We start from the raw sequence: 12,436 nt of genomic DNA, 5'->3' as shown, positions 1-12,436 counted from the left end.
CTTCGGTTTACGTCATTGCTCCAAATCATTCGATGTATCGTTGATACTAACTTCAAGATAAGCAATTGAGGTACCTAGTACGCCATATAACTCTTCGTTATCATTAAAATGTGGGCATAAACACTGCTCACGGTCTAAAATTGCATGCTACCTCCAACAGTAGTAAGCATCACAACTAAGCCAGTTGCATTTGTCCTAAACTATCTTTTGCACTTAGGCCAAAAACAGACTGCAAGACTAGCCAGCTTAAATCTTGGCCTGTAATACACGCAATGTAGGAAGGCCTTACAAATAGCATTGTAATAATATTTAATTATGGAAGTCTTCGCGCCGAAACATCAAAGCTTACTATCTTGATTGTTAACTGATGATGGAGATTGATTGAATTAATTGAAACAGAATAGTCGTTGAGAAACAACAAACTGTTTGTCGCATGACTTAAGGCAAAAAAAAGCCGAAGTTGTTGATACTTCGGCCTCTAATTTCAAATCCCTTTGATTAACGGGGGAAATGAATTTTTAATTAAGCTTTACGCTTACGAGCTAAACCTGAAAGACCAATTAAGCCTAAGCCGAAAAGCGCTAAAGTTGCAGGCTCTGGAACATCCATGGTCATGCTGCCGTCATGGATCGCAGCTAATACAGCTGAGCCGCTTGATAAGTCTAGATCTGCACCAACTGACGCAAAACCAGGTAAGCCGCCTTGCACAGTTTGACTCGTAGCAAAGTATACTTTATCCAGAGCAGCCCAATCAGCTAGAGTCATAACCGCACCATCTGTAGACTTAGCTGAAAATACGTCATTAAAACCGCTACCAGTACCAGTAAATACTTGCTGCTGAGCACCAGGAGTGCCAGTAGGACCACCGTAAGCGATATCCAAAGTAAATAAAGAAGTAAAACCTGCTGCTAGGCCAGTTGATGCTGTATTAGCAGTAAAAACACCAAAATCAATTGAACCGCCGTTGTTATAAACGAAATCAGAACCGTTCCACTCACCTTCCAAATTATTGAAGAAGAAAGTGAAAACGTAGTCAGTACCATAACCAACTGGAGCAGGAAAACCTGGAGTAAATGATCCAACATTGTTCTGGTCAACATCACCAAAACCAAGGCCAGCTAAACCAGAAGCACCGAAAGAGTCGAAACCGCCAGGACCGAAGCCACCGTAAGAGGTGATCTTATCACCAACAGTTAAATCACCACTACCATCACTGTCGATAACTAACGACTGAGAATTATAGTTGAAGTTCAGTTTGTTTTTTAAGTTGCCTGAATTAGCAGTACCACCCGTCGCGCTAAAATCCCAGCTCAACTGAGCCGCGCCAACTTGAGATGCGAAAGCTAAAAAGCCTAAAGTAAGTAATGTTTTTTTCATGTTTATTTCCCTCGTTAAAGAATGCTGTTAAATAACTCAACTAAAGTAAAGCAAGGTATATGCCAAAACAAAAACCATTGATTTTTATAGGTTTTTTTTACAACAACATATGGCAATGTAAAAAAAACAGACACAATTCACTAGAATTACAGAGAATTAATTTCTACCAATTTACGGTCAACCCATTCTTTTTCACGGTTTTTCACTCTATTTTGTAAATTGTTCAAAATTTTCTTGGCATCATCAATTTTGTCGTTAATGACTAAAACATTGACTAAATTGATAACAATCTCAACGTTGTTGTTATTTAAACTAACCGCTTCATTTAACGTTTTCTCTGCATCCTTGAATCGTTTCTGCCCAATCAATGCAGACGCTAATGTATCCAATATTTCTGGTACTTTAGGCATTACCTGATTCGCTTTGACAGCAAGCACTTCGGCCCGTTTAAAATCACCTGACTGTATTTTTAACAAAGCTAAATTATTCAATGCGACGACGTTATTGGGCTCGCTCAGTAATACTTTTTCGTATTGTATTACCGCACCAGAAGGGTTGTTCGAAGCAAAGTTTGTGGCCACCAACAGCCTTAAACCGCTGTCGTCCTCATAATTACTTAAGTGACTATCTACAAAACTCTCTAATTCCTGCATTTTTCCAGATTTAAGAAGCACATTAGCGATAGATGTTGCGGTAAGACTTGTCGGTTTAGCATCGTATAGCTTATTGTACCATCCAAGAGCAGGAATCATTTGGCCTTTACTTTCCGCTAATTTAGCTTTGATCAGATAAACCAAGGGATAGTCTTTCCCTGAATAAGATTGTAATCCAGCTTCAACTTTATCAAACATTCCGAGTTGAAGACTAAAGTAGATTTTCTGAAGGACTAATTTTTGATCTTCAGGAAACAGTTTTAACGCTCTTTCAACATTCTTTATGCCGTTTGCATAATCTTCAGTTACGTCATCAAGATTAATTAATCGCAAATATGCTGATGATTGATTAGGGTGTTTGGATATCCATTCAGCAACAACTAATTTGGCCCGACCATATTCTCCAATAAACAAAAGAGCATCCGCATAGGTAGCCCAAAATAAAGGGGGCCTTTTTGCATTTCTGTCAACATTATCTAAAACACCTATCGCTTCGGCAAACTTTTGTTCGGTCATCAATACCGATGCATATAAAAGCGAATACTCAAAAATGTTACTATTCGCTTGATAAGCACTTTCAATTTTTTTCAACGAGTCAGCCCGTCCATTTCCCCCAACCTGCTCTGATAAAATATACATTTTAATCAAAGCTTGAATATTAAACGGAGAATCAATCACTAATTTTTGAACTAACTGATTTGCCTTATTCAAGTCCCCATCTTCGATTGCTTTTTCCACAAAAAACATTCGAGCTACACTATTATTTGGGTACTTAAGCAGGATGTTGCTATATGACTCCGTGGCCTTCTGATAATCTTTTAGTTTGAAATACCCTAGCGCTTGCAATTCTTGCAGTGACAGGTCATCAGGTTCGTCGAGTAACCATATTTCGGCTTGCGCGACGGCAGCTTGATATTCTCCACTACCAAGCAATGATTGTACTAAGGCAACTTTAGCGCCTTTAAATTGCGGGTCAAGCTCCAGTGCTTTCTTGATATTGACCAAACCATCTATGTCGTTCAATGATAATTGCAATAAGCCCAATTGAGTCAGCTGGCGCGGAGTACTCAGTTCAACGTCATCACTCAAGTTTATTAATTCTTTGGCTTTATCACGTTCACCTTTTCTCACTAAATCTAGGCCTACATTAGCGATTAACTCAAAATCTTTATTTGATATCAAATCCATTTGCGCTATTGAGTCTAACGCTTCTGTAGAATATCCAAGCTTCAATTTAGTCATAATGTAAAGCCGTTGAATATCTTGATTTTTTGTTAAGTCTTTTTCGACGCTAGAAAAGTGATCATATGCTTGTTCAAAATTACCCAATTGATACGCACTGATCCCAGCAATTATTCTGTTGGAAGTCGTGTCTCTACCATTTAAAATGGCTTTCTCTGAGTATAATTTTGCACTTTGAAAATCTAACTCTTGGTACTTTACTAGTGATAGCAGTTCATTAACGTATGGTTGATTGGGGCTAGATTTTAATAAAAACGATAGTTGCTCTTCCGCTTTTTTATATTGTTGATTTTTAATATAAGCGTCAGCTAAAAACAATCTTGCGAGTGGTAAATTAGGCAGTTGTTCAAAATACTTTTCAAAACTCTCAACAGCAGACGAGTAATCTTCGTTTAAAAGAGAAAGCTGCCCCTTAAGCATCAATGCTTCAACAAAATTAGGCTGACTTGCCAACAAAGTATCCACTATTCCCAAAGCATTGCTAACGTTATTCGCACTGAATTCTTTGTAAGCAGTGCCTAACTGACTATAAAGTGAATCCGATGATATTTCCGTCGCTTCTCTGATCGCTTTCATCGCGTTTGCGTTCATATTTAAATTCATATACGCGAGAGCTTTATAAAGTAAGAGTGATGACTGAGCCCCATCACTGAACTCTCTTAATTTCAACGAATTAACAAAATCGACCAATTCTTCGTTTTTACCCTGAAGAGCGTACGCTTTAACTAATAAAGGGAGAACTTGTTCAGATAACTCATCATTATTGACTATATTGTTAAACTCTTTCTCAGCTAGGGCTGCAGATCCCGTTTCGACATAAATTGTTCCCAGTAACAATCTTGCCTTCGCATTTTGTGGCTCTTGCTGAATAACATTTTTTAAATCTATTATAGCCCCAGCAACTTGCTTACTCTCAAGCTTTGTTTCAGCTTGAAAGATAAGTTCCTCCGGGGTCTGTTTCGAACATCCAGTTAATGCAAGTGTAACAACCAAAGGTATCATCTTTAATTGTAGATTCATTTTTTGCTCCCTATTTTAAATAAAATGACTTTGTTAAATCCCGTTAGATAACAAGACAAACTTTGATTGTTAAGTTACAGACTAACTGCAAATTTTGGAAGGGAATAGATGATTTTAGAACCTTTTCCAGTTAGCCTATTGCGTTGAGGTGAGGTTGCTTTCATTTTGAGAATAATAAAAAGCATGAATGGCGAGTTTAAATAATGGATTTATTAGAACAGGGGTTCGGATGTACGGTCAGCATTTGTAATGTGACTGAGTGCCTTGCATTGCATGATGAATGGTTAGTGCTTCAAGAAAAATCCCATCAATCATGCTTTTTGAACTGGAATTGGATTTCAGCCTGGTTAAACACCAGTAGTGACATTACCACTCAATTTGTCGTTGTTCGTGCGACTCAAAACGATAAAACAATTGGTCTCGCTATTTTTTCAACAAAAAGTAAAAGAACATTTTATGGTAAATCTCTCAAACAGCTATGGCTTAATAGAACAGGTTGTGAAACCAAGGATCAGGTTTGGATTGAACACAATGATTTTTTAGTTGCTTCGTCAGATTCAGCTAATATTCGTAAATTAATGTTCAACAGTTTGTTAGCTCAAACTGACTTATGGGACGAAATTTTTATTGGCTTATCCCCCCTTCATGTTACTAACGCATTTCAGCAAGAGCATCATTTTACAAGGGAGCTTATCAGTTCTCCCTCATTTGATGCCGACATATCAAAATACGCAACCTTAAGCGATTATTTACAATCTTTGTCCAAAAACACACGCAGCCAAATTAATCGCTCAAAGCGAGGCCTTGAAAGCTTGGGAGAGCTTGAACTAAGCCTAGCGCAAACTGAGTCTGACAAAAAGCAATACCTAAGTGAGATCTCTGCACTTCATATTGAAAAATGGGGTCCAACAATACATGGCAGTGGCTTTAACAATCCAATTTTTGTTGATTTTCATCAAAATATCCTAATCAACGATCAATCAAACCAATACACCCGTTTATACCGCCTAAGACACAACGGAAAGAGTTTAGGCTACGTTTATCTGCTGATTAATAGCAATACATGGTCATTTTACTTGTCCGCGATCGAGTTTCATGAAGATCCTAAGATCAAAGTGGGCCTGCTGCTACACAGTATGATTATTGAGCAGGCAATAGCAGTTGGAGTTAACACTTATGATTTTCTTGCGGGAGAAGCTCAATACAAAAAATCTCTATCCAATACGTTAGCTACCGAGCAAAAATTAGTGTGTTTTTATCGTCCAACCTTTTATATGCTTATCAGAGAACAGTTGCGAAAACTTAAGAATCTGTATCACCATCATCAGAGTTCAACATGAAAATAGTGCACAAGATAAAACTAAGCGTTAAAAATGCACCAACGCAACAATATGTGCCGGTATCATTCGGTTGCCCCTTTCCAAAGGGACTCGTTACGTCCGAAAAACAACTGCAATTATGCGACCAAGAACTGTCTAGCTCAAAGGCGACATTGCCCTTCTCGTCCACTATATTAAATCGATGGCCTGACGGTAGCATTAAGTGGCTTGAGCTTTCGTTCGCATTGTATCCAAATTATTTAGCTTTAAGCTTGCTCGTTGCAGATAAACCGATCCCTTTTAAGCAGACTATTCCAGCAAAAAGCATCATTTATACTGAAGAAGATAGTCGCATAAATATAGTATGTAACGAGCAGCGCTATTATCTGTCTTCTCACTCCCCTACCCTTCCTTCATTATGTGTGATTGACGAAGACACGCTTGGGCTCAACATATTTGGTGATAATAATACAAGCTATAATGCTGTCGGATTAACAAATGACATTGTGTCATCAACTGATCCGCATTCTGGCCATTGCCTAAAACTAACTGTTAAAACAATGGGGAGTTTCAACTCAGCAGATAAGCATCCTGAGTTATCTAAACTCCGTTTTTCTGTTAAAAATACCTTTATTCAAGACTCTCCATTTATTCAATGCGAGATAGAGATCCACAATACACAGGCCGCGGAGCATGTATCTGGGCAATGGGATCTCGGGGATAAAAATTCAGTAAAATTAAAAGCCGTTAAATTGCCAGTAAAGTTAGAAAATCCATCGGCGCTTTCACTACTTGGCATCGATTGCCCTCAACAAAATCTAGAAAATTATGTTTGGTCAATCGCTCAACACTCAAGTGGTGGCGAGAATTGGCAGAGTCCAAATCATGTTGATCAATCTAATAATGTACCATTGGCTCAAAAAGGTGGGCAAATCACTGTCGATGGGAACAATGTTGCGGACATATTGCGGCCCAATCCCTGGTTAATGTATAAGCAAGGTGACGTAAATGTTGGGCTGGCAATAGAGAATTTCTGGCAAACCTTTCCAAACCAAATTTCATATACTAACAAGCTTATTGAATTGGACCTTCTACCTGAACTTAATGGAATCGCTCAAGAGTTACAGGGTGGCGAAAAACTCACTAAAATAGTGTGGCTTAGCACGAGCAAAACAACAGAAAATAATCTTGATTGGGTTTTTAACAAACCTGTCATTCATCTTGACAAAGACTGGTACCAAACCTGTGATGTTATCGATAATTTATCCCTCAACTTAAATGCATCAACAGATCTTGCTGATTTACTGCAATTAGGCTTAAGCGCTACAAATAACTTTTTTAGTAAACGAGAACAAATAGACGAATACGGCTGGCGTAATTTCGGGGACTTATTTGCTGATCACGAGACTGCAGGTTATGACGGTGATGAGCTATTTATTTCACATTATAACAATCAATATGACCCGCTCTATGGATTTATTCGGCAATATCTCGCAACTGGCAAAGCTGCTTGGTTAACCTTAGCAAATGACCTTGCACATCATGTAAAAAACATCGATATCTATCACACCACAAACGACAAAGCCGAATATAACGGCGGTTTATTCTGGCACACCGATCATTATGTTAAAGCCTATACCTCAAGTCATCGATCTTATTCAAAGCGCCAAGAAAGTGATGTTTATCAAGATCACGCTGGTGGTGGTGGTCCTGGAGGTCAACATTGCTATACAACTGGGCTCACTTATCATTATCTATTAACGGGCGATGTTAGCTCAAAGCAAGCGGTACTAACGCTAAGCCAATGGATTTGCAATGTGTATGATGGCACAGACACACTTTTTGAACTGTTGCTAGGAATCAAAAACCGCCATGTACCTGGACTTAAAAATCACCTAACAGGTCAGTATCCATTCGACCGCGGTACAGCAAACTTGCTAGTCGCTTTATTAGATAGCTATGAGTTAACCCAAGAAATAACCTACTTAACTCGTGCTGAACATGTAATAAAAAATACTATTCATCCTAATGATGTGATTGAAAACAGGGATCTTAAAAACGTAGAGTTTTCTTGGTTTTATACCGTATTTTTGCAAGCAGTAACGCGCTATTTAGACGTTAAACGCAAAAGTAATCAACTCGACTCGCAATTCTATTATGCCCGAGATGCCTTACTTCATTATGCGCAATGGATCGTAGCTTACGAGTCACCTTATCTTGAAAATCCCGAAATTCTTGAATTTCCAAATGATACTTGGACAGCTCAAGATCTGCGTAAAGCCGCGGTACTTGCAGCGGCTTGGTACTACGGTGGTAAGAAGAATGACGTAATGTTACAGAAAGCCAGTTTCTTTCAAGATTACGTAGTCGCAAAATTATCGGATTCATCGGAAAAGACTTACACCAGAGTACTTGCACTTCTAATGCAAAATAGTGGAACATTAGACTACTACCTTGATGCTGACGCGCTGCCTTCGCTTCAACTACCAAAATATGATTGGCCTTTGGCGCCCTATATGAAAACCGGTATGGTAAACGGCTTTTTTCAGCAATTGTTTAAACGCTTGAAATCACTTTCAGTATCGAATGAATATCGTTGGCTAATGAAACGATTAGGAAAATAATGACCTTTAGCAGTAAAAACTTTGTTTCGTTTATCATCCCTCATAAAGGGCGTTTCGAGATGTTAAAACAGACGCTTGAATCGATCGTTGGGTTGGATTACCCCCGAAACAAGTTTGAGATTATTGTAGTCAGTCAAACACCAGAAACTCAAACTGAAATACTGATTAACGAACCTGATGTTAGTCTTAAAGTATTGATTCAAACTGCTTCGCAAAGCATTTCAGCCTCTCGGAATATTGGTGTAAAAGCGGCCAGTGGTGACTTTTTAGCATTTCTTGATGCGGATATCGCTTTATCAGCTAATTGGGTCGTAGAGATGCATAAACATCTGTCAAAAGAAAACCGAATCATAGTAAGTGCAATGCAGGTGTGTGATACCGAAGCACCTGCACTAGAAAAAATTCGCACGCATCTAAGCAACGCAGAGCTTGATTGCAATCTTAACTTTTTACCTGGCCGCAATCTTTTTATGACGCGAAATGCATTTGAGAAAATAGGCGGCTTTCCAGAACATTTAATTACCTGTGAAGATTATTATTTTACCGACAAAGCAGCCAAACTAGGTGATTTATATTACACCTCTGATGCGTCGTACATCCATATTGGTGAAGATAAAGTGTACACAGACATGTTTAAAAAAGAGATTTGGCGAGGCCAATCTAACTTACAGTCAATCAAAGGCCGTAAAATTCCGCTGCGAGAAATACCTAGCTTCATCATACCAATCGCTATTTTTACATGCTTAATTTTGAGCCTGTTCAGTGTACTCTTCCTGTCTATAAGTGCTGCTCTTATCTTTTTGATTCTTGGAATGTTGCCCGTAGTAGCTTACAGTATGCGGCTGTATTCAATGGCGAAAAATAGTGTCTCTTTTGGCTCAGTTTTAACCTTTTACACTTACTACTTTCCAGCAAGAGCCATTGGCACCGTTGCAGGGTTGTTTAAAGCCATCGGCGCAAATCACAAATAAGTACATAACGGATCTCCATGACTGAAGAAATCAAACGTAATAAGACAACAATTAATGTGCTTCAGTTTATCTGCCCTACGGGATTCTATGGTGCTGAGCGTTGGATCTTGGCCTTGGCTAAACATCTCGATCCAAGTAAAGTAAAGTGCGATTTGGTCGTTACGGCCGAAGCTGCAAACCCTGATTTAGAGCTGTGTAAAGAATACAAAAAACTAGGGTTAGACAGCTATGAAATCCCCATGTCGAGCAAATTCGACCTAACTGCGGTAGCAAAACTGGTTGAGCTGATAAAAGATAAAAACATTCATATTATTCATACCCACGGTTACAAGTCGGATATTATAGGCGTACTAGCGGCCAAAAAAGCAGGGATCCATTGTGTCGTCACCCCACACGGATTTGAAAATGCCAAAGATTTAAAGCTTCGCACCTTTATTTGGCTTGGTTGCCAAGCCATGCGTTTTGCCACAAAAGTCGTCCCATTATCAAAGCAATTAATGCGAGATTGCAAACGCATTGGTGTCAAAGATTCAAAAGTACTTTATATTCAAAATGGCGTCGATTTGTCTGAAGTTGAGGCATTTCCTGCACCTCAAAAAAGCGAGTCACGTGAGAAAAGAATAGGTTTTGTCGGCCAAATGATTAGCCGCAAGAATATAAGTGACTTACTTGATATCTTTGACTCGCTTCACGATAAGCATCCAAACACCAGACTCATCTTACTGGGTGATGGTGATCAAAGAGTTGAACTTGAATCCTATGCCAAACAACTCCCTAGCACGACTCACATTGAATTTTTGGGCTTCAGAGATGATAGACTGGCCTTATTAAAATCTTTCGATTTATTTGTCATGACGTCCACCTTAGAAGGGATCCCTAGATGTCTAATGGAAGCCACTGCTGCAGAAATCCCCGTTGCAGCCTATAATATTGCAGGAATCGATCAGCTTATCACCCATAATCAGTCTGGATTATTAGCACCATTAGGCGACAAGGCCCTGCTTGAACAATATTGGGAATCACTCTTATTCGACGACGTTTTGGCAAAGAAATTGACTGCCGAGGCAAAACGCTTTGTGTATGATAACTATTCAGCCAAAAGAATGGCGAATGAATACACCGATTTATTTGAGCAACTTACACGGACGGTACAATGAGCAATAACAGAGACAACAAAAAAACAGTTTTATTTGTTCTCTCTGTAGACACAGAAGAAGAATGGGATTGGTCAGGCGAATTCCCACAAAAAAACTTTAGCATCGATAATGTTTTTCGGCTCAGTGACTTTCAACACCTCTGTAATGACCTAGGTGTTAAACCCACTTATTTTATTGACTATGCAGTTGCAGAAAACGATAAAGCCGCCGCTGTGTTTAAACAACCTGAATTTAAAGAAAATTGTGAAATCGGTGCCCATTTACATCCTTGGTGTAACCCACCTTATTTTGGCCACGTTAGTGATAAAGAATCCCATGTGGTTAATTTACCCATAGAGCAAGTAGAACAAAAACTCGCCTCTTTAGTTAAGCTTTTAAGCTCTCAGTTTGGCGAACAACCAAGGTCATTTAGAACGGGCAGATGGGGAATAGACGCTAAAGTGATGCGACTCTTAACCAAATATAACTTCACACTTGACTCCAGTGTGTACCCATTTTGGCAAAACGAATACTTTTCGTGTCATGGTGCACCTGAAAGACCCTATTGGCCCAATCTAAACGCGCCTTTGCAAGAAGATAATCAGCAAAAACTTATTTTTGAGTTACCGGTTACCGCAGGATTCAACCACAAAAATTCAAGCTTATGCGAAAAAGCGTATCGAATGATGGAACATCCGACCTTGCGCTGGACCCGCATAACCGGGGTAGCGTGGCGAACTAAGCTACTGCGAAAAAGTTATTTAAGCCCTGAACTGTTTGATGTGCCACAATTGCTTGACCTGTCAAAATCCGCACTTGCAAATGGTACGCAAGTACTGCACATGTTTATGCATAGCTCCAGCTTAATTGATAACAATAATAGTCTGGTGGGTAATCGTGACGCATACAAATACATAACCGAAGCCATTAGGTCGTACATTTCTCAACTTCAACAATCGGTTAACTTGGAGTTCTGCACGATATCAGAAGCAGGTAAAAGACTAAGTGAAGAGCAGACTTCAAATGAGTGACAATCAAGGTATCCAAATTCGATTGGCGCAAAACAGTGATCAGCAGGCTTGGAATAGATACGTAAACGAGCACCCAAAAGCCACCCCTTATCATAACTTTGCGTGGGTGCGCAGTGTTCAAGCCGCTTACCATCATAAAAATGTCAGTGTACTGGCCTATATAAATCAAAATGGCACAAACAAAATTACAGGTATTTTGCCTGCCACTATCATGCAGATCCCTTTTAAAGGCTCGCAGCTCTGCTCGCTGCCATTTTGTGATGTAGGTTACGCATTAGCCGATAATGAAGAAATTAGAGACCTGCTGTTGGCCGAACTACAGACAATCAATTCTCAAGTAAATAAGTATGAATATCGCGACTCAGAGCACCGTGTATTAGCTCAAGACAAACCAGGTCAAAAAGTCAGGATGATACTGACTTTACCAGATTCATCAGAAACCTTAATGGCTGGTTTTAAATCTAAATTACGCAGTCAAATCAGAAAAGCTGAAAAAAATGGCTTACGTTTTGAAACGGGTTGCAGCCAACAATTACTCGATCATTTCTATCAGGTTTTTGTGCATAATATGCGTAAATTAGGCTCGCCAGTGCACAGTAAAGCCTGGTATCAATGTTTATTTGAACAATTCAACAGTGAAATGTTGATATCGGTAATATATTCAGATGACAAACCCATTGGCGCAGGTATAGTGCTGATAAATAAAGATAAAGCATGTATTCCTTGGGCCTCAACCTTAGCTGAATTTAATCGTCTGGCACCCAATATGTTGTTGTATTGGTCACTACTTGAATATGTAGCAGACAATGGCATAAAAGAATTCGATTTTGGCCGCTCAACCTTCGGGGAAGGTACATTTAAGTTTAAACAGCAATGGGGTGCAGAGCCTATCGCGTTGAATTGGTATTTGCCAAATCAAGTTAATAGCGACGAAAATGCTAATTTAGCCGCCAATGTTGAGCCTGGAAAAATACGTGCGATGGTAGAAAATACATGGTCTGTTTTGCCTTTAGGTTTGACGACTTGGCTGGGCCCTAAAGTACGCAAATACATTAGTTTGTAA

General features: G+C 39.3%; 8 protein-coding genes. 6 read left to right on the top strand and 2 right to left on the bottom strand.

All coding sequences use genetic code 11. From position 1 onward, the window contains the following. Positions 1-522: 522 nt before the first annotated feature. Together NWQ57_RS13075 and prsT are read right to left on the bottom strand one after the other, a co-directional pair. Positions 523-1,377, bottom strand: a complete 855-nt coding sequence (locus NWQ57_RS13075) for a PEP-CTERM sorting domain-containing protein (protein ID WP_306022595.1) — start codon at positions 1,375-1,377, stop codon at positions 523-525. 146 nt (positions 1,378-1,523) lie between these two features. Continuing rightward, on the bottom strand, positions 1,524-4,292 hold the full coding sequence (prsT, locus tag NWQ57_RS13070) for an XrtA/PEP-CTERM system TPR-repeat protein PrsT (protein ID WP_306022594.1): 2,769 nt from the start codon (positions 4,290-4,292) through the stop codon (positions 1,524-1,526). A 203-nt stretch (positions 4,293-4,495) separates the two neighbouring features. Between prsT and NWQ57_RS13065 the strand changes: the two genes are divergently transcribed. Genes NWQ57_RS13065 through NWQ57_RS13040 form a run of 6 tightly spaced genes read left to right on the top strand, consistent with a single transcriptional unit; the run spans position 4,496 to position 12,436 of the window. Next, on the top strand, positions 4,496-5,632 hold the full coding sequence (locus tag NWQ57_RS13065) for a GNAT family N-acetyltransferase (RefSeq protein ID WP_306022593.1): 1,137 nt from the start codon (positions 4,496-4,498) through the stop codon (positions 5,630-5,632). Continuing rightward, positions 5,629-8,235 carry a hypothetical protein gene (locus NWQ57_RS13060; protein WP_306022592.1) on the top strand — a complete coding sequence of 869 codons (2,607 nt, stop codon included), beginning with the start codon at positions 5,629-5,631 and terminating at the stop codon, positions 8,233-8,235. Before NWQ57_RS13065 ends, NWQ57_RS13060 begins: the two co-directional genes overlap by 4 nt. After that, positions 8,235-9,206 (top strand): glycosyltransferase family 2 protein, encoded by a 972-nt coding sequence (locus tag NWQ57_RS13055; RefSeq protein WP_306022591.1) that lies wholly within the window; start codon positions 8,235-8,237, stop codon positions 9,204-9,206. Before NWQ57_RS13060 ends, NWQ57_RS13055 begins: the two co-directional genes overlap by 1 nt. A gap of 17 nt (positions 9,207-9,223) precedes the next feature. Next, positions 9,224-10,363 (top strand): glycosyltransferase, encoded by a 1,140-nt coding sequence (locus tag NWQ57_RS13050; protein ID WP_306022590.1) that lies wholly within the window; start codon positions 9,224-9,226, stop codon positions 10,361-10,363. Continuing rightward, positions 10,360-11,373 (top strand): polysaccharide deacetylase family protein, encoded by a 1,014-nt coding sequence (locus NWQ57_RS13045; protein ID WP_306022589.1) that lies wholly within the window; start codon positions 10,360-10,362, stop codon positions 11,371-11,373. The genes NWQ57_RS13050 and NWQ57_RS13045 overlap by 4 nt, the downstream gene beginning before the upstream one ends. Further along, positions 11,366-12,436, top strand: coding sequence for a GNAT family N-acetyltransferase (locus NWQ57_RS13040; protein WP_306022588.1), 1,071 nt, complete (start codon positions 11,366-11,368; stop codon positions 12,434-12,436). Before NWQ57_RS13045 ends, NWQ57_RS13040 begins: the two co-directional genes overlap by 8 nt.

The organism is Paraglaciecola sp., assembly GCF_030730205.1.
In the GTDB taxonomy this organism is placed as follows: Bacteria; Pseudomonadota; Gammaproteobacteria; order Enterobacterales; family Alteromonadaceae; genus Paraglaciecola.
This window is presented reverse-complemented; position numbering and strand designations above follow the sequence as displayed.

Bases quoted from the DNA above. Each gene is read 5' to 3' on its own strand.
- NWQ57_RS13075 (WP_306022595.1), bottom strand. From the start codon at position 1,377: ATGAAAAAAACATTACTTACTTTAGGCTTTTTAGCTTTCGCATCTCAA.
- prsT (WP_306022594.1), bottom strand. From the start codon at position 4,292: ATGAATCTACAATTAAAGATGATACCTTTGGTTGTTACACTTGCATTA.
- NWQ57_RS13065 (WP_306022593.1), top strand. From the start codon at position 4,496: ATGGATTTATTAGAACAGGGGTTCGGATGTACGGTCAGCATTTGTAAT.
- NWQ57_RS13060 (WP_306022592.1), top strand. From the start codon at position 5,629: ATGAAAATAGTGCACAAGATAAAACTAAGCGTTAAAAATGCACCAACG.
- NWQ57_RS13055 (WP_306022591.1), top strand. From the start codon at position 8,235: ATGACCTTTAGCAGTAAAAACTTTGTTTCGTTTATCATCCCTCATAAA.
- NWQ57_RS13050 (WP_306022590.1), top strand. From the start codon at position 9,224: ATGACTGAAGAAATCAAACGTAATAAGACAACAATTAATGTGCTTCAG.
- NWQ57_RS13045 (WP_306022589.1), top strand. From the start codon at position 10,360: ATGAGCAATAACAGAGACAACAAAAAAACAGTTTTATTTGTTCTCTCT.
- NWQ57_RS13040 (WP_306022588.1), top strand. From the start codon at position 11,366: ATGAGTGACAATCAAGGTATCCAAATTCGATTGGCGCAAAACAGTGAT.